Here is an 18,374-nt window from a genome sequence, read left to right as displayed (position 1 = left end):
CAGTGGCCGCGACCTCCTCGCAGCCTAGTGTCCTGAGCCAACGCCCGATCCGATATGATGTTCCGGCTTTTGCCATCCGATCGGGCAGCAACCACGCGCCCGGCAACCGGTTAACGCAGTTGCAAGATTCCGCGTCGAGCCGTGTATGATTCGGTGTTCCCCGATGGTATCCTCATAGGTCTGTCCCCTGTTGCGTTTGGAGTAGCCCATGGCCCCCCGCGCCAATTGGAAGGGTTTTCTGCGTTTGTCGCTCGTGACCTGTCCGGTCGCGCTCTATCCGGCCACTTCGGATACCGAGAAGGTCTCCTTCAACCAGATCAACCGCAAGACCGGCCACCGGATCAAGTACCTCAAGGTCGACGCCGAGACCGGTGACGAGGTCACGTCCGAGGACATCGTCAAGGGCTACAAGGTCGACACCGACACCTATATCGAGGTCACCAAGGACGAGCTCGACGACATCGCGCTCGATTCAACGCATACGATCGAGATCGACGAGTTCGTGCCGAGGACCGACATCGACAGCCGCTACCTGATCCGCCCCTACTACCTCGTGCCGGACGGCAAGGTCGGCCATGACGCCTTTGCGGTGATCCGCGAGACCATCCGCAGCATGGACAAGGTCGCGATCGGTCGCGTGGTGCTGACCAACCGCGAGCACATCATCGCGCTGGAGCCGCTCGAGAGCGGCCTGATGGGCACGCTGCTGCGCTACCCCTACGAGGTGCGCAGCGAGCAGGAATACTTCGACGACATCCAGGACGTGAAGCTGACCAAGGACATGCTCGACCTTGCAAAGCACATCGTGGAGAAGAAGTCCGGCGCGTTCGAGCCCGAGCTGTTCGAGGATCACTACGAGACCGCGCTGATCGATCTCATCAACAAGAAGCGCAGCGGCATGCCGATCACCGCGAAGGCGGCGCCGAAGACGGGCGGCAACGTCATCAACCTGATGGACGCGCTGAAGAAGAGCCTAGCGAGCGAGAAGGAAGCGGCGCCCGCCGCGAAGGTCGCCAAGGAGGCCGTCAAGGGCAAGAAGCCGAAGAAGCGCGTCGAGGGCCAGCGCGAGATGCTGCTGCCGATATCAGGCAACGGCGGCAAGGACGCTGCGGCGAAGACGGCGAAGGAAGCCCCGAAGAAGGCTGCCGACAAGCCGGTGCGCGCGCCGGCACGGGCGAAGAAGGCCAGCTAGCAGCACCCGACCTTTCGATCGCGCCGTGATGTCCCTCCCCTCCGGTCGGCCGGCCTGACATGCCCTGGTCGGCGGCGTTCGACGATCCGATCCCATTGCGCAATGGGCGCAAGCTGCGGACGCTGCAGGAGGCGGCCGATCACATCATGCAGCTGCCCGAGGATTCGCAGCACGCCGGCCACTGGCAGACCGCGATCGAGACCCTGATCAACGCGGCCGAGACCGGCGGCGGCTGGATGATGTTCGCCCGCATCGCGATGTTGCGGGCGCTGCACGCAGACGCACCCCGCAAATAGCCTCAACAATCCGTTAAGCCGCGCCATTCTTTCCGGTCCGCTTGCGGGCCGACAAGTAGTCCTACGGAAGACAAAATTAACCGTCGATTCCCGTTGCCGAGGACAAGGTCGCGCCGTCGATCGAAGCAGGATTTGCGCACGATGCAGCGGCAGAATGCCAGCAAGAACTATATCGGTCTCGTGAATGACACGACCGAGGACAAACGCCTTGCCGACAGCTCGGCGCAATCGCAGCCGCGCGTCATGGGCAATCTGATCGGACGCCTCGCAGCCGCGCTGAGACGCCCCGGCAAGGCCGCGTCCGGACGCCGGATCGAATCCTGAGGCAGCGGCGACACGGGCGAATGCACCTGCATCGGGTGACGAAACCTTAAATCAAGGAATGGCAGCATATAAAGCTGGAGGTTGGGACCATCCGACCTTGCGCTTTGGCGTGCGCGCGCCGCGAAAAACTTACTGAATCAATTTACCATTCCGAAAACGGCACCAGCCTAAATTAGACGGATGAACAGGAGTTGACGATGGCTTTGCTCAGGTCCTTTCTTGCCGATGAAAGTGCAGCCACCGCTATCGAGTATTGCCTGATCGCCGCCGGCATCGCGCTCGCGATCGTCGCTGTCGTGAACAACACGGGCAGCGCGCTGCTGAACAACAAGTTCAACTCGATCGACGCCGCCACGAAGTAGGCGGCATATCCGGCCCGGCGCGGCCTCCCGAGATCGGCGATATCGTCGCGGCGTGCGGCCCTGCCGGCGTCGCAGACCATGATCTGCGTCAACAGCAAAGGGGCGGCGACGGCTAAGCATGGAAGCCGAGCTTCCTGCTGCCGGCCTGTCCATGCATCCAGACTTCCCGCGCTCCCAACTGAAGATCCGCCGCGTCCGCCTCGACACCGGCCGCGAAAACGTCGTCGTCATCTCCAGGCAATCAAAGGCGCTGCGTGCGGAGATCTTTCGCGGCTTCAGCCGCGTCGAGCTCCGCCTCAATGGCAAGGTGCTGCTGGCGACCTTGCTGATCACTGACGACGACACGCTGGCGGCCCAGGACGAGATCGGCCTCTCCGAGCCCGCCTTCCGCCGTTTCGCCGAACCGGTCGGCACGGCGGTCACGGTGACGCCGGCCTCGCCTCCGGAAAGCCTGGAAGCGGTGCGCGCGAAAATCCACGGACGGACGTTGAGCGAGGCCGAGATCGGCGCAATCATCAACGACCTCGCGCATTATCGCTACTCCGACATGGAGATCGCGGCCTTCCTGATCGGCTCGGCGAGCTTCATCACCAGCGACGAGCTTCTGGCTCTCACCGGGGCGATGGCGAAGGCCGGCACGCAACTGGTGTGGCCCGACCCTGTCATCGTCGACAAGCACTGCATCGGCGGCATTCCCGGCAACCGCACCTCGATGGTCGTGGTGCCGATCGTCGCCGCGCACGGCCTGCCGATCCCCAAGACCTCCTCGCGCGCCATCACCTCGCCCGCCGGGACCGCCGACACGATGGAGGTGCTGGCGCAGGTGAATGTCGGCGTCGAGGAGATGAAGGCGATCGTCTCGGCCTGCAACGGCTGCCTGATCTGGGGCGGGCACGTGAACCTGTCGCCGGCCGACGACGTGCTGATCTCGGTCGAGCGCCCGCTGAGCCTCGATACCCGCGAGCAGATGGTCGCCTCCATCATGTCCAAGAAGATCGCCGCAGGTTCGACACATCTGTTGATCGACATTCCGGTCGGGCCGACCGCGAAGGTCACGAACGCGGTCGAGGCGATGCGGCTGCGAAAGCTGTTCGAATTCGTCGGCGACCGCTTCGGGCGCACGGTCGAAGTGATCACGACCGACGGAAGCCAGCCGATCGGCAACGGCATCGGGCCGGTGCTCGAGGCCAATGACGTCATGGCGGTGCTCGGCAATGAGAAGGATGCGCCGCGCGATCTGCGCGAGAAGTCGCTGCGGCTCGCCGCCCATCTCCTGGAATACGATCCGAAGCTGCGCGGCGGCGCCGGCTATGCGCGGGCGCGCGAGTTGCTCGACAGCGGCGCGGCGTTGAAGCAGATGCAGAAGATCATCGACGCCCAGGGTCCCTCGACATGCAGCACCGAGCTTGGATCGCTCAGCTTCGACGTCAAGGCGGCGCATGACGGCGTGGTGTCCGCGATCGACTGCCTGCGCCTCAATCGCCTCGCCCGTACCGCGGGCGCGCCGCTCGACAAGGGCGCGGGCATTCGCCTGTTCAAGAAGACAGGCGACCGCGTCGAGCAGGGCGAGCCGCTCTATCGCGTCTACGCCTTCGACCGGCCCGAGCACGATCTGGCGGCGAGCGCAGCCACTGCGGACAACGGCTATGCGATCGGCGGCAGCTTCGCGGGGGAGTGAAGACATGAGCGTAACCGTTCGATTTTGCGGCGCGGCCCGCACCGTGACCGGCTCGAGCTATCTGTTCCAGACCGCCGGCGGTCGCTTCCTCGTCGACTGCGGCCTGTTCCAGGGACAGAAGACGCTGAAGGCGCTCAACTACGGCGCCTTTCCTTTTCGCCCGGCCGACATCCAGGCGGTTCTGCTCACGCACGCCCATATCGATCACAGCGGATTGCTGCCGAAACTCGTGCGCGAGGGCTTTGACGGCCCGATCCTGGCGACACGCGGCACGATCGACCTCTGCTCCTGGATGCTGCCGGACGCCGGCAGCATCCAGGAGTCCGAGGTCGCGCAGCTCAACCGGCGCAATGCGGCGCGCCGATGGAAGGAGGTCGCGCCGATCTACACGCAGGCGGACGCGACGGCATCGCTGCAATCCTTCCGTGCGGTCGACTATGAGCGTTGGACCGACGTCATCCCCGGCGTTCGCGCGCGCTACTGGAACGCCGGCCACCTGCTCGGCTCCGCCTCGATCGAGCTGGAGTTCGACCAGGCCGGCCGTGAGCGGCCGTTGCGCGTGCTGCTCTCCGGCGACGTCGGGCCGGAAGCCAAGCTGCTGCAACCCGATCCCGAAGCCCCGGTGGACCTCGACTACGTCATCTGCGAATCCACCTATGGCGACCGCGTGCGCGCGGTCACCACGCCCGAGCAACGGCGGCAGCACCTCGCAAGCGAGATCCGTGAGGCCGCGGCCGCCAAGGGAGCCCTGCTGATCCCGGCCTTCGCGGTCGAGCGCACGCAGGAGCTGATCGTCGACATCGTCCATTTGATGGAGCGCGGCGAGGTTCCGGCGGCGCCGATTTTTCTCGATTCCCCCCTCGCGATCCATGCCACCGAAGTCTTCCGCCAGCACGCCGCGAGCCTCGATCCCGACGTCGACGTCGACCGCCTGCTCAACTCGCCGCATCTGAAATTCACCGAGACGGTCGCCGAGAGCAAGGCGATCATGCGCCTGACCGGCTTCCACATCATCATCGCCGCCAGCGGCATGTGCGACGCGGGCCGCATCCGTCATCATCTCAAGCGCTGGCTGTGGAACGAGCGCGCAACCGTGCTGCTCTCCGGCTTCCAGGCGCACGGCACGCTCGGCCGCTTCCTCCAGGACGGCGCCAGGGCGGTGCGGATCCAGGGCGAGGAGATCAGGGTCGCCGCGCGCATCCGGATGATCGACGAATATTCCGGACATGCGGACGCTGCCGGGATCGCCGGCTGGATCGCGGCGCGCCGCCCGATCGCGCGCGGCCTGTTCCTCACCCATGGCGAGCAGGACGCGATCGCGGGCCTTGCCGAACGGCTGGGCGAACGCATTCTTCCCGCTGCAAAGATCTATCAGCCGGTGCTGGACGACATCTACGAGCTCGCATCGGCCGAGCCGCGCGTGCTCGACGTCGACCATCGCCGCCGCCTTGCGCCCGAGGCCGTCACGCATCTCGACTGGCACAACGAGATGTCCGAGCTGATGCTTGACATCAGCGACAAGGTCGCAGCCGCCGCCGACGACCGCGCCCGCGGCGTCATCATCCGCAGGCTGCGGCGGGCGTTGAACGAATAGAGCAGCGTCGGAATAGCGTTGGGCGACACGGCACCTTCACAGACTCGTCATTGAAACGCTGCTGCATGGGCGAGGCTCAGCAGCACGCCGTCCCGTTTCACGAGTGATGTGACCGCCCTCTCGAAAATCAAGCTGCTCTCAAGAAAAACAGGAGCCGGTCCGAAGACTTCCGCCAAGCCGGAACTGCCATCTCCGCCTACAGACGTGGTCATTTGCCGCTCACCCCGGCCCATCGCGAAAAAGCGTCGCGATGCCGCCGCGGTCCATTTCGACGATCACGCAAGCGAGAGCACACATGGCTGTCACAGCAAATTTCTCTGCCGGAATTCTCACCGTCCTCGGCAATGGCCTGAACAATACGATCGCGCTCGGCCGCAATGCGGCTGGAACGATCGTCGTCAATGGCGGCGCGGTCGCGATCAACGGCGGCCCCGCGACGGTCGCCAACACCAAGCTGATCCAGGCCTTCGGCCAGGACGGCAACGACATCATCACCATCGACGAGAGCAACGGGGCGATGCCCGCAGCCAACCTGTTCGGCGGCGCCGGCAACGATAAGCTGACCGGCGGGTCCGGCGGCGACATGCTGTTCGGCCAGTCCGGCAACGACACGCTGTTCGGCAAGGGCGGCAACGATCTGCTGTTCGGCGGCTCCGGCAATGACGTGCTGGTCGGCGGCGACGGCAACGACCAGATGTTCGGTGAGGCCGGCGACGACCGCATGATCTGGAACCCCGGCGACGACAGCGACCTGATGGAAGGCGGCGAAGGGACCGACACCGCCGAGGTGAACGGCGGCAACGGCAGCGAGACCTTCGCCATCACGGCCAACGGCACGCGCGTCCGCTTCGACCGTGTCGACCCGGCGCCGTTCTCGCTGGACATCGGCACCACCGAAAACCTCGAGCTTCATGCCGGCGGCGGCGACGACCTCATCACCGCCACCGGCAATCTCGCCGCGCTCATCACGCTGACGCTCGACGGCGGGGCCGGCAACGACACGATCGTCGGCGGCAATGGCGCGGACCGCCTGCTGGGCGGCGACGGCAACGATTTCATCGACGGCAACCAGGGCAACGACACCGCCCTGCTCGGCGCCGGCAACGATACCTTCCAGTGGGACCCCGGCGACGGCAGCGACAAGGTGGACGGTCAGGCCGGAGCCGACACCCTGCTGTTCAACGGCTCGAACATCGGCGAGAACATCACCCTCTCCGCCGCCAATGGCGGGCGCGTGCTGCTGACCCGCGATGTCGGCAACATCACGATGGACCTCGACGCCATCGAGACCATCACGATCAACGCGCGCGGCGGCAGCGACAACATCGTTGTCAACAATCTGGCTGGGACCGACGTCAAGCAGGTCAACGTCGATCTCGGGTCGGGCGGGACCGGCGACGGCGCGGCCGATACGGTGACGCTCGAGGGCACGCGCAGCGCCGACATGATCGAGGTCTCCGGCTCGGGCACGTCGGTTTCGGTTACGGGATTGCCCGCCGCTGTTGCCATCGCCAACGCGGAGGGCGCGAGCGATGCGCTCGTCATCGAAGGCCTTGGCGGCAACGACACGATCTCGGCGGCCCTGCTTGCCGCGGGGGTCGTGCACCTCACGATCGACGGCGGCGCCGGCAACGATACGATCACTGGCAGCGCCGGCAACGACACGCTGATCGGCGGCGACGGCAATGATTCCGTCGTCGGCGGCCGGGGCGACGACCTCGTGCAGCTCGGCGACGGCCGCGACGTGGTCCAGTGGAATCCGGGCGACGGCAGCGACACCGTCGATGGCGGAGCCGGTGTCGACACGCTGCAGTTCTTCGGTGCCAACATTGCCGAGAATATGGTCCTTGCGGCGAACGGCGATCACGCCCGGCTCGTGCGTGACGTCGCAAACATCACGATGGACCTGCACGCCGTCGAGCACGTCGATATCCACGCGCTGGGCGGCGCCGACCATATCGCGGTGGGAGATCTGACCGGGACCGACGTGACGCAGGTGAACATCGACCTCGGCGGTTCGACTGGTACGCCCGACGGCGCCGTCGATACGGTCTCGGTCGATGCGACCCAGGGCGCCGACACGTTCGGCGTCTCCGGCAATGCCGCCGGCGTGACCGTGTTCGGCCTGCATGCGGCCACCAGCCTGAGCGCCATGGACGCAACCGACCAGCTGACGATCAACGGCCTCGGCGGCGACGACGTCATCGACGCCAGCGGACTTGCCGCCGGCGTGCTGCAGCTGACGATCAATGGCGGACTTGGCAACGACACCATCCGCGGCAGCCAGGGCGATGACGTGATCAACGGCGGCGACGGCAACGACGTCGCGCTGATGGGCGCGGGCAACGACACGTTCGTCTGGAATCCCGGCGACGACAACGATACGGTCGAGGGCCAGGGCGGCGCCGACACGCTGCTGTTCAACGGCGCCAACATCGCCGAAACCATCAACATCTTCGCGAACGGCTCCCGTGCCGAGCTGACGCGGGACGTCGCCTCGATCACGATGGATACACACGGCGTCGAGACGATCGCGTTCAATGCCCGCGGCGGCGCCGATACGATCAATGTCGGCGACATGAGCGGGACCGACGTGACGGAGGTCAAGATCGACCTCGGCGGCGTTCCCGGCAACCCGGGCGGCGATGGCGCGGCCGACAAGATCGTGATCAACGGCACCGGCGGCGACGACGTCATCACGCTTTCGCTCAACAGCAACGGCGCGCTGGTGATCGACGGCCTGGCAAGCCAGGTCGTGATCGAGAACTTCGACTTCAACGACACCATCACCATCAACGGCCTCGGCGGTGACGACGTGATCGAAGCATCAGGTGTCGGTCCCGGCGGGCCGCACCTCGTTTTCGACGGCAGCGCCGGCGACGACGTGCTCATCGGCAGCGCCGGCAACGGTACGCTGCTCGGCGGGCTCGGCGACGATGTGCTGATCGGCGGCGGCGGAACCGACGTGCTGGACGGAGGTCCCGGCGACAACGTCGTGATCCAATCGCTGCTGGCCCATGCGAGCTTCCACGCGGGCACGCTGGTCTGAGCCGACGGTCGCGCTTCGCCCGGTGATGGCTTTGCCGGGCAAAGCGAAAGGAATCGCAGCCCGGATGGTGCGGAGCGCCATCCGGGCGACGACGCTTTGACGGCCATGGGAGTCCTGATACTCTGCACCACGTCGTGGCTCGGCGCGCCATGCCGCCAACCGGTGAACCAGAGCTGATCGAAGGATTCTGATGAGACTCGTGACGCTCCTGGCTCTCAGCCTGATGTTTACCGGCCCGTGGTCGCACAACAGCGCGAGCGCGCAAACTCCGGCCCCGCCAGTTTCGCTTGCTCCGCCTGATGCATCGCCCCCGCGCCCGAGCGCCAGCAAGCCCGCGCGGGTAACGACAAACAGAACTCCGCCGGTATCGGGCAGAGAGCCTTCCGTGATTGGCGGGCCTCAACCGATGCCGAATCCGGCCGCCGACTATGACGGCTTCAGCGTCGGCGCCGGCGATGACACTGACACCCCGAGCCGGGTAACGCCGCCCGTGCGGTCACGCGCCGCAAAGGACACCAGGTCCACTCCGGATGCAAATGACCTCGATCAGGAAGATGGGGCGTTGAAGCGAAAGCTGATGATCTGCAAGAACTGCAAATAGGATGTTGTCAGTCGGCTCCGGATTGCGGCTCTGGCAGTTCACAAGCTCGCAGCGCGGATGGAGCGGAGCGGTTCGCGCGGATGCAGTTACTTCAAAGATTGGCTGACGCTGTTCACCTGTCCCCAACCTCGACCGCTTCCAGGACCACTGCCGTCCGATCAGCCAGCTCGGGAATCTTGGCCAGGTAGGCCTGGTAATGCGGCGTGGCTCGGTGAGCTTCGACGGCTGCAACGTCCCGGTACAGCTCGTCGAGAACGTAGCGATCTTCGTTTGATGTGTCGCGCCAGACGTCCCAGCGCAGGTTGCCAGGTTCGGCCCTGGAATGCGGTGCCATGGCGACAAGTAGGGCCCTGAGTTCAGCGGACTTGCCCGGGCGAGCAACCAGGATACCGGTGATCTTGGATGGCGATTGCGTCATTCGATAGCTCCAATGCGAGGGCAAGCGCGGCTTCGGAGATGCCGAGCCCGCCCTCGCGAATTGCGTCCACTCGGAGAATTCAAATTTCTCGCGTCACCGGTCCTTGAGGGCGGACAGCAACTCTTTTCCCAGCGGTCCGGCCGAAGCGGGGTTCTGCCCCGTGATGAGACGGCCATCGACGACGACGTGAGGTTGCCAGTTGGCTGCCGACGAGTACTCGGCACCCTCTGCCCTTAACGCGTCCTCAAGCTCGTAAGGCACATCATCGCGGGCGTAGTCGTACTCTTCCTTCTTCGAGAAGGACGTGAGCTTCTTGCCGCGAACGAACGGGACGCCATCACCAAGGTTGACGCCAAGCAGCGCGCACGGCCCGTGACAAACAGCGGCGACGAGCTTGCCGGTGCTCCAGGCCCGCACGATGGCATTCTGGACCGTTGCATTGCGCTGGATGTCCACCATGGGCCCAAGACCGCCGGGCACCAGGATGGCGTCGTAGTCGGCGGCGTCCACCTCGGACAATTTGCGACTGTGATTTAGGCGACGAAAGGCTTTACTCGCGAGAAAATCCTTCTGAGCGGGATCTTTCTCGTCGTACGCATCGTAAGGCGTCCATCCCCCGGCCGGGGATGCGAACTCCACCGCGACCCCGGCCTTGTCGAGCACCTCGAAGGGATGGGCGACCTCGGCGAAGAAGAAGCCGGTCTTGCGATTATGCGGACCGAGCACGGCTGCGTTGGTGACGATGAAGAGGACATGTTGGGTCATGGGTTTCTCCTTTGGATATCGGTGTGCATGCAGGCGGCCAGTTGGCGCGACGCGGAGAACGGATCAATTCGGACAGGGCTGTCCGGCCGCGCCCCACATTGCCATGTCCTTGACGTGATCCTCGAAGGTGCCCGGCGGCGTCGAGCGGCCTGCTCCGGGGGCCCAGCCCCGGGGAATGAAACCGTTCAGAGATGCATCGTGCCGCAGATGGTCGACGAGGCCGGCGGCGTCGCGGCCGCCATTGCGCTTGGGATCCTTCAGCTGCGCGCAGATCTCGGCGCCGCTCTTGCCGAACCAGATGAAAGCCACCGGCGCGAGCTGCCAGTCGATGCCGGCGCGCGGCGGCGCCGGTGCCGGCTCGTTCGCCTGGGTCGAGGTCATGTGGCAGGTCGAGCACGGAATCGCCTCCGCGCCGATGCGGCTCTCGCCACCGTGGATGTTCATGCCGTGCACGCGCGGCCTGGTTTCGCCTGCTGGCGTCCATATCGGGACGGCCTTGGCATCGACGTGGCAGTTGGCACAGCGCGGATGCATCACCACGGCTTCGATCCGCTTCCAGGCCTCCAGCCCCTCTGCCCGGCTGACGCTGCCGGGCCGCAGCACGTCTTTGGCGGCCTCGTCCTTGGCCGCGACGATCCCGGTGAGGGCCGCGATGGCTGAAGCTGCGAAGACGACCGCGATCAGAGATCTCTTCATCATCCGCCTCACACGAAATCGATGAACTTGTTGAAGGGCATCTCGCGGATACGCTTGCCGGTCGCCGCAAAGATCGCATTGGCGAGCGCAGGCGCGGCCGGCGGAACCGGCGGCTCGCCGACACCCCTCACCTTCGGATCGTTCTCGAGCCCGCGAACCTCGATGACCGGGCATTGATAGATCCGCATCGCCTCGTGGTGATTGTAGTTGGTCTGCTGCACCGCGCCCTTGGCGTAAGTGAGCTCGCAATTGATGGCATGGCCGAGCCCCCAGATGACGCCGCCCTGCACCTGGTTCTCGAAATTGACGGGATCGACAACCTTGCCGACATCGACCGCGACCCAGACCTTGTCGATCCTGATGCCTCTGTCCGTCATCGAGACTTCGACGACTTCGGCGGTCGGTGTCCCGAAGGACTCGACGAACGCGACGCCGCGGCCTCTGCCGTTGCCGAGCGGACCCTTCCAGTCCGACATCTCCGCCACGGTCTCCAGCACCTTGCGATAGTGCGGCACGGTGCACATCGCGATGCGCGCCTTCATCGGATCGAGGCCCGCCGCATGAATCAATTCGTCGATGAAGCTTTCGGTGAAGAAGCCTGATGTCGAGGCGCCGACCGAGCGCCATGTGGTGCTCGGCGACAACCCCTGCGCCTCGTAGCTCGTGGCCCGGAAATTGGGGATGTCGTAATAGACGTTCCAGAGCCCAGCGGCCAACTGCCCGTCAGGATCCTTCGAGGGGGTGCCCGAACGCTCGAGCAGCCCCTTGAGCGGTGTCGTCGAGGCCAGAGCAAGGTCGGCGGCGACGATCTTTCCCTTGTCGATGCTGCCGCGGTGCCGGGCGATCGCAATCTGGCGCGGAATGTCCTGGAGGAAATCTTCTTCGCGCGAGAACACGAGCTTGATCGGCGTGCCCTTCATCTGATTGGCGATCTCGGCGAGAACGCGAACGTTCTCGTATTCGAGGCGATGTCCGAAACTCCCACCAGTCCATTGATTGTGGAAGGTGACCTGTTCCGGCTTGAGGCCGATCGCCGTCGCCGCGACATATTGCACGAAGCGGGGGCTCTGATGGCCGACCCAGATCTCCATCCCGTTGTCGGTGACGAGGCCGATCCCGTTCAGCGGCTCGAGCGGCTGATGCGCCACGTAAGGAGCGCGATACTCGGCCTCGACGCGCGTCCCTGTCTTCAGCCCGGCTTCGATGTCGCCGATCTTCCGCCACTCCTTGCCCAGGAACTCAGGCTTGAATGACGATTCCAGAACCTTCCAATGGTCGGCCTGCTCCGCGGGATAGGCCGAGGGCGCCCACTCGCAAATGATGGCGTCGACCGCCTTCATTGCGTACCAGCTGTTCGTCGCGATCACCGCGACGCCATTCTTGATTTCGAGGATCTTCTTGACCCCCGGCATCGCCCGCGCCTTGCTGGCGTCATATGATTTCAGCGGCTGCCCCTTGGCGGGGTTCAGCTTGACGGACGCATACAGCATGCCGTCCATTTTCATATCGATGCCGAACTTCAGCTCGCCCATCACCTTCGAGCGGACGTCGAGCCGCATCATCGGCTTGCCGAGCATGCGCCATTTGGACGGGTCGCGCGGCTGCGCATCGAGCACCGGCGGAATCTTCGATGCTTCCGCCGCGAGCTCGACATAGGCGATCCTGCTTCCGTTGGGCAGGATCACATGGCCGGATTGCGTGCGAAGGTCGGCTACCGCGACGCCCGAACGTTTGGCCGCGGCGGCCTTGAGCGTTTCGCGCGCGACCGCACCGGCAACACGCAGCTTTTGATAGGTGTCCGGGATCGTGCTCGATCCACCCGTCATTTGCAGGCCGGCCTTTCGCAGCCATTCGAGCGTGGCAGCGCGCGCTTCCTCGGCGGCCGGGCTTTGGTCCGCGGCCACGAACGGCGCGAACTCGTCCGCGAAGCCGGTGTTGAAATAGGCGGGGCTTGGACCGGCGAAGCGGATTTCGAACTGGCCGGGGTCGAGGTCCATCTCCTCGGCGATCATGATCGGCTGCACCGATCCGACGCCCTGGCCGATGTCGGCGTGCTGGGCGATCAGCGTGATCTTGTCCGGGCTGATCTCGACCCAGGGGTTGAAGCTCGCGGAATTCGGCCCGAGGCCCGTGACCAATGGATTGTCGGTGGTGATCGGCGCGGCCGCTTCGGCGTGGCCATAGGCGCCGAAAGCAACGCCGCCGGCGACAGCAGCAGAGCCGAAAACGAAGGCGCGACGGGAAAGGCGCTGCACGTGGCCCATCTCACTTCTCCGCCATCTTGTTCGCAGCAGCCGCATGAATCGCCGCGCGGATGCGCGGATAGGTGCCGCAACGGCAGAGATTGCCGGACATCACCTGATCGATCTGCTCGTCGGTTGGCTTGGAGATCAATGCAAGCAGCGAGACGGCCTGCATGATCTGTCCGGTCTGGCAGTAGCCGCATTGCGGCACCTGATGCGCGATCCAGGCCTGCAAGACCGGGTGCTGCTCCTTCTTCTCCAGCCCTTCGAGCGTGACGACCGATTTGCCGGCGACCTCGCCGATATGCGCCTGACAGGACCGGACCGCCAGTCCGTCGATCTGGACGGTGCACGCGCCGCATTGTGCGACCCCGCAGCCATATTTGGGACTGGTGATGCCGAGCTCGTCGCGCAGCACCCACAAGAGCGGCATCTCGGGGACGACGTCGACCTGGCGCTTGATCCCGTTCACCGTGAGCTCGATCATGTCGGTACATCCCCTTGCAGATATGGTCGGCACGACAGCACTGCCTGATGGACGCTGAGCCGTATTTCCGATTCCTGCGGGATCATGCGCAATCCCTGCGGGATGCCGTATCGGAACGAGCGGTTTTCACGTCAGCCTGGCCGCAGCACAATTCGCGATACTGCCCCGGCGTGAGACTTGCGGCCTTGCGGAACACGCGCGTGAAATTGGCTTGCGAGCCGAAACCGAACTCCAGGGCAATCTCGACCAGGGACAAACGGTTGCGCGCGAGCTCTTGCCGCGCGGCCTGGACGCGGCGATCGGTCACGTAACGGTGCGGTGACAACCCGGTCGCCTCGCGAAACAGCCGGGAAAAATGATAGGGGCTGAGGCAGGCCTCGGCCGCCAGATCCTCGAGCCTGATGTCGCCGCCAAGAGAAGCCTCGATATAGTCCAGCACGCGCTGCAGGCGCCGCGGATCGAGCGCCGGCAATTTGTCGGGCGCGCGCCAGCGGTCGATCGTGTAATTCCCCAGCAGATGCGCCGCGAGCGCGACCTGGATTCCCTCGACGAACAATGCGTCGGTCGGCTGGCGCGGGCGATGGAGCAGATCGCGCAGCGGCGAGCAGATGTGGAAGAGCACCTGGTCCGTCAGACCGTGGGCGTAGGCGATCTCGACTTTTGCCGGATCGATATCAAAGTCCGCAAGCGCACTCTGGTCCAGCAGCGCCGGCGGAAGATAGAGATGAAGACATTCCATCCGGTCCGAAAGCTCGAGATGGCTCTCCTGCGTCCCCACGGGGACGAGGTAACTCATACCCGGCCGTGCGAGGCTCTTCTGGACTTCACCGTTGCCGGCCCGGCACACCATCCCGCCACCTGACAGCAGCATGACGAGCTCGGTGCAGATGGGAACGGGCGTTGCCTGGCGGCCCGCCTCGAACTTGCGATGCTCGATGCTCAGCCCCGGCCAGTCGCTGGTCTCCGCGAGCTTCTCGCTGTTCTTGTATTTCTGATCTCCATGCGTCACGAGCGCCATCACGACCTCCGCTGGTTGCGGCGAATCCCGGCCCCGTATCGCGAGCGAGCGATCATTCCATCCGGTGGTGAGTTGCAGCCCCGGCCGCTGCCACGCCGACCGCGAATTTCTCACAAGCGGCGATAGCGAAGTCCAGAGGCGGCGCGGTTAAAAGAGGTAAAAGCCAGGCAAAGCAAAGGCTTGGAGCCAGGCACGATCGGCTTCCAACGCCGGCTTCTCCGCGGATGAGCAAGATGCGTCGGTCATCGCGCAGGAATCGGAAATACCGCAGTGCTCACGAACGCTAGTGAAGCGCACATCAACGGCAATGCCGCCGTATCGAGGATCGGAGCCTGGTATGAAGCCGCTTATCTCCGCGCTTGCCGCAATGACGCTCGCAACGGCCGCCCCCGCGATCGCGGCCGAGAGGACCGTTTCCATCGTCCTTGTCCACGGCGCCTTCGTCGATGGCTCGGGCTGGAAGAACACCTACAACATCCTCTCGGACGCCGGTTACGAGGTGCTCGTCGTCCAGCAGCCGACGATCACGCTTCGCGACGATGTCGCAGAGACCGAACGCGTGATCGCCAAGGCCCGGCATCCGGTCATTCTCGTCGGGCACTCCTATGGTGGAATGATCATCACGGAAGCAGGCGACAATCCGAAGGTCCGCAGCCTCGTCTATCTCGCGGCATTCGCGCCCGACGCCGGCGAGTCGGTCAGCACGCTGGCGGAGGCCCCCGTGCCGGCCGGCGAGCACAAGGCTCCGCTGGTCACTGAGGGCAATTATCTCCTGGTCGACCGCGACAAATTCCCCACCTCGTTCGCCGCCGATGTCGACACGGCCACGACCCGCTTCATGGGTGCAGCACAACTGCCCTGGGGATTGCAGGCGGTCCAGACCAAGGTCGATCGCGTGGCCTGGAAGACGAAGCCGACCCATTACATGGTGACGAGCGAGGATCACATGATCCCCCCGACGGCACAGCGCACCATGGCCAAGCGCTCGGGCGCCAAGGTGACGGAGATGAAAAGCAGCCACGCGGTGATGCTGTCGCATCCGCGCGAGGTCGCGGCGTTCATCAGAAGCGCAGATACGTCCGCAGCCGACTGAGATCGGTCGCGCCGCGCACGGATGGTCTTGGCTGTCACAAACAAGGACTCTCAACATGGCCCTCAAGGATATTCTGCCGGGGAAACTGGGTTTCGGGGCGGCGCCGCTCGGCAACATGTTCCGCGACATCCCGGAGCAGGAAGCGCTCGCGACGGTGAATGCGGCCTGGGACGACGGCATCCGCTATTTCGACACGGCGCCCTTCTACGGCGCGGGTCTTGCCGAGATCCGCATGGGCGCTGCGCTCGCCGGCCGGCCGCGCGGCGACTATGTCGTCAGCACCAAGGTCGGACGCGTGATCCTGGACGAGATCGAGGATGTCAGCGCCCGCGACCTCGGCGAGAAGGGCGGCGTCTTCCAATACGGGCGCCCGAACAGGATCGTGAACGACTATTCCCGGGACGGGACGTTGCGCTCGATCGAGGACAGCCTGAAGCGGCTCGCTACCTCGCACATCGACATCGCCTTCGTGCACGATGTCGCGCAGGATTTTTACGGCGACGAATGGCTTTCGGTCTTCGAAAGCGCACGCAAGGGCGCTTTCCGCGCGCTCGACCGGCTGCGCGACGAGGGCGTGATCAAGGCGTGGGGCCTCGGCGTCAACCGTGTCGAGCCGATCGAGCTGCTGCTCGCGCTCGAAGAGCCGCGCCCCGACGGCTTCCTGCTCGCGGGCCGCTACACGCTGCTCGACCATGCAAGGGCGCTTCAGCGCGTGATGCCGATGGTTGCGGAGCACGAGCTCGCGATCGTCGTCGGCGGCCCCTACAGTTCGGGCGCGCTCGTCGGCGGTCCGAACTTCGAATATGCGCCGGCACCCCCGGAAATCCTCAACAAGGTGGCGCGGATCAAGGCCATCGCCGATCGCTACGGCATCAGCATGAAGGCGGCGGGCCTGCAGTTCGCACTCGCCAACCCCGTGGTGGCGGCCGTCATTCCCGGTGCGAGCCGCCCGGGCCGCATCGCCGAGGATCGCGTTGCGCTCGAGGAAGCCATCCCCGCCGATTTCTGGCGCGAGCTCCGCTCGGAGGGACTCGTCAACCCCGCAGCTCCGCTTCCCGCAGCCGCTTGAGCCGTCGGAGTGCGCAGCAGGCTCATCCCGGTCGGGCACCGGTCCGGCTGGCAGGACAACACACGCAAAATCCACCGAACCACTGAGGAAAGCGACATGACAGACAAAGCCGACAACGCCACCGACATGGGCCGCCGTGTCCTGCTCCAGACGGCCGGCGCAGCCGTCGTCACCGGCCTCGTCGCCGGCACGGCAGCCGACGCGCAGGCCGCGACACAGGGCGCCACCAGCATGTCGCCGGCCGAGCGCAACGAGGCGCCGCTCGGCGCGCGGCTCCAGGGCGTCCAGCATTTCGGGCTGACGGTGCAGAACATGGAGCGGGCCTATCAGTTCTACACGGAAGTGCTCGGCGGCACCGAAGTGTTCCGTCACGGCGACTTCCAGGGTGACGAGGTGCAGAACACGCTGCTGGCCGACCAGGAGATCGAGGCGAATGCGCGCGGGGTCAATCCGCGAACCATCGGCGTGCCCGACTTGCGGAGCGGGGCGCAGCGGCTCGATGTCCGCTTCATCCAGTTCGACAACGTGGTGATCGAACTGCTGCAATATCGCGAGGCCGACCAGCCGATGGGCGGCGCGAAGAGCTTTGCCGAGCCGGTGGAGCATATGAGCCCGGCCTTCCCGCGCATGATGCACATCTGCTTCTATGTTCGCGACGATGTCGACTTCAACAAGTTCATCGCCGACCTTGAAGCCGAATCCGCGCGGCGCGGCATGACGCAGGTGCGGGCAAACCGCACCATCCGCGTCATGACGGAGGCGGATCGCAAGGCCGCTCCCCGCAGCACCAACACGAACCGGGTCACCGCAGAACCCTCGAATGGCTGGGAGCTGATCTATTGCAAGGGGCCGGAGGGCGAGCAGCTCGAGTTCGTCAAAGCGCTCGGCCCCGTCAAGCAGCGTTTCAGCGAGGCCCTGGCAAAGCGGCAGCAGACAATCATTCGCTGACCCGTCAAACGTCGCGCGACCGGCTTTTTGCCGGTCGCACGACAAAGCGCTCACCATCACGATGTGAAGGACTTCATCATGCGAACTCTCGTCCGCAATTCGCTATGCCCCCTGCTGTTCGCCGCCGCGATGGCCATGACGGCGCCGTCCGCGGTCGCCCAGGAAGCCCCGCGCGTTCGCTATCAGGAGATTCCTGAAGGTGCCTATTCGGTGGTGGCGCAGGTGCGAGCCAAGCCTGGAAAGGAAGACGCGTTGCGCGCGGCCACGCTGCCGCTGATCGATCTGGTTCGCGGCGATCCCAAGAACCTGGTCTATTTTCTGCAGGAAGACCGCGCCAAGCCCGGTCATTTCATCTTCTACGAGGTGTTCGCGAGCCAGGCCGATTTCGACGCCCATAATGCAATGCCTTACGTGAAGGACTGGTTCGCCAGGCTTCCCGAGCTTGCCGATGGCGGCGTCGAGGTCATGCGCATGGCGGTTCTTGGTGTGCCCAAGAAATAGCCGGCGCCTGCGCGAGCCGTTTTGTCGCAGCCATCCTGCG

Annotated in this window: 17 protein-coding genes; 11 read left to right on the top strand and 6 right to left on the bottom strand. The window is 65.0% G+C overall.

The genetic code is table 11. The features are described 5' to 3' along the window. Nucleotides 1-208 precede the first annotated feature (208 nt). The 7 genes from ku (at nt 209) to XH79_RS32255 (ending at nt 8,495) form a co-directional block, all read left to right on the top strand. Entirely contained in the window at nt 209-1,192 is a 984-nt protein-coding gene (gene ku, locus XH79_RS32285) for a non-homologous end joining protein Ku (protein WP_271584285.1), read from the top strand. A 59-nt stretch (nt 1,193-1,251) separates the two neighbouring features. Then, nucleotides 1,252-1,488: a hypothetical protein gene (locus XH79_RS32280; protein ID WP_271584284.1), complete on the top strand. Its 237-nt coding sequence runs from the start codon at nt 1,252-1,254 to the stop codon at nt 1,486-1,488. Nucleotides 1,489-1,629: 141 nt separating this feature from the next. Next, nucleotides 1,630-1,812, top strand: a complete 183-nt coding sequence (locus tag XH79_RS32275) for a hypothetical protein (protein WP_212343949.1) — start codon at nt 1,630-1,632, stop codon at nt 1,810-1,812. A gap of 197 nt (nt 1,813-2,009) precedes the next feature. Beyond that, complete coding sequence (locus XH79_RS32270; RefSeq protein ID WP_018647793.1) at nt 2,010-2,174, top strand: Flp family type IVb pilin; 165 nt, start codon at nt 2,010-2,012, stop codon at nt 2,172-2,174. A 151-nt stretch (nt 2,175-2,325) separates the two neighbouring features. After that, nucleotides 2,326-3,852 carry a thymidine phosphorylase family protein gene (locus tag XH79_RS32265; RefSeq protein ID WP_271584357.1) on the top strand — a complete coding sequence of 509 codons (1,527 nt, stop codon included), beginning with the start codon at nt 2,326-2,328 and terminating at the stop codon, nt 3,850-3,852. A gap of 4 nt (nt 3,853-3,856) precedes the next feature. After that, nucleotides 3,857-5,446, top strand: a complete 1,590-nt coding sequence (locus XH79_RS32260; RefSeq protein ID WP_271584283.1) for an MBL fold metallo-hydrolase — start codon at nt 3,857-3,859, stop codon at nt 5,444-5,446. Between the two features lie 295 nt (nt 5,447-5,741). Beyond that, nucleotides 5,742-8,495, top strand: coding sequence for a beta strand repeat-containing protein (locus XH79_RS32255; RefSeq protein ID WP_271584282.1), 2,754 nt, complete (start codon nt 5,742-5,744; stop codon nt 8,493-8,495). Between the two features lie 713 nt (nt 8,496-9,208). On the opposite strand, the gene XH79_RS32245 is transcribed toward XH79_RS32255, so the two are convergent. The 6 genes from XH79_RS32245 to XH79_RS32220 form a co-directional block, all read right to left on the bottom strand. After that, on the bottom strand, nt 9,209-9,514 hold the full coding sequence (locus XH79_RS32245) for a putative quinol monooxygenase (protein WP_271584280.1): 306 nt from the start codon (nt 9,512-9,514) through the stop codon (nt 9,209-9,211). A gap of 93 nt (nt 9,515-9,607) precedes the next feature. Beyond that, nucleotides 9,608-10,279, bottom strand: a complete 672-nt coding sequence (locus tag XH79_RS32240; protein ID WP_271584279.1) for a type 1 glutamine amidotransferase domain-containing protein — start codon at nt 10,277-10,279, stop codon at nt 9,608-9,610. 63 nt (nt 10,280-10,342) lie between these two features. After that, nucleotides 10,343-10,978: a hypothetical protein gene (locus tag XH79_RS32235; RefSeq protein ID WP_271584278.1), complete on the bottom strand. Its 636-nt coding sequence runs from the start codon at nt 10,976-10,978 to the stop codon at nt 10,343-10,345. Between the two features lie 5 nt (nt 10,979-10,983). After that, a complete protein-coding gene (locus tag XH79_RS32230; RefSeq protein WP_271584277.1) occupies nt 10,984-13,239 on the bottom strand; it encodes a xanthine dehydrogenase family protein molybdopterin-binding subunit in 2,256 nt (751 codons plus the stop codon). A gap of 1 nt (nt 13,240) precedes the next feature. Further along, entirely contained in the window at nt 13,241-13,705 is a 465-nt protein-coding gene (locus XH79_RS32225) for a (2Fe-2S)-binding protein (RefSeq protein WP_271584276.1), read from the bottom strand. A gap of 82 nt (nt 13,706-13,787) precedes the next feature. Next, complete coding sequence (locus XH79_RS32220; protein ID WP_271584275.1) at nt 13,788-14,723, bottom strand: helix-turn-helix domain-containing protein; 936 nt, start codon at nt 14,721-14,723, stop codon at nt 13,788-13,790. A 337-nt stretch (nt 14,724-15,060) separates the two neighbouring features. Here XH79_RS32220 and XH79_RS32215 point away from each other — a divergent pair, with 337 nt between their 5' ends. The 4 genes from XH79_RS32215 (at nt 15,061) to XH79_RS32200 (ending at nt 18,334) form a co-directional block, all read left to right on the top strand. Then, a complete protein-coding gene (locus XH79_RS32215; protein WP_442869985.1) occupies nt 15,061-15,816 on the top strand; it encodes an alpha/beta fold hydrolase in 756 nt (251 codons plus the stop codon). Nucleotides 15,817-15,871: 55 nt separating this feature from the next. Next, on the top strand, nt 15,872-16,885 hold the full coding sequence (locus tag XH79_RS32210) for an aldo/keto reductase (RefSeq protein WP_271584274.1): 1,014 nt from the start codon (nt 15,872-15,874) through the stop codon (nt 16,883-16,885). A 96-nt stretch (nt 16,886-16,981) separates the two neighbouring features. Further along, nucleotides 16,982-17,833 carry a VOC family protein gene (locus XH79_RS32205; RefSeq protein ID WP_271584273.1) on the top strand — a complete coding sequence of 284 codons (852 nt, stop codon included), beginning with the start codon at nt 16,982-16,984 and terminating at the stop codon, nt 17,831-17,833. A gap of 78 nt (nt 17,834-17,911) precedes the next feature. Beyond that, nucleotides 17,912-18,334: a putative quinol monooxygenase gene (locus tag XH79_RS32200; RefSeq protein WP_212343922.1), complete on the top strand. Its 423-nt coding sequence runs from the start codon at nt 17,912-17,914 to the stop codon at nt 18,332-18,334. Nucleotides 18,335-18,374 lie beyond the last annotated feature (40 nt).

It is taken from the genome of Bradyrhizobium sp. CCBAU 45389, assembly GCF_028128625.1.
Taxonomy (GTDB): domain Bacteria; phylum Pseudomonadota; class Alphaproteobacteria; order Rhizobiales; family Xanthobacteraceae; genus Bradyrhizobium; species Bradyrhizobium liaoningense_B.
The sequence above is the reverse complement of the archived record's forward strand: the minus strand, read 5'-3'. Positions and strand labels throughout refer to the sequence as shown.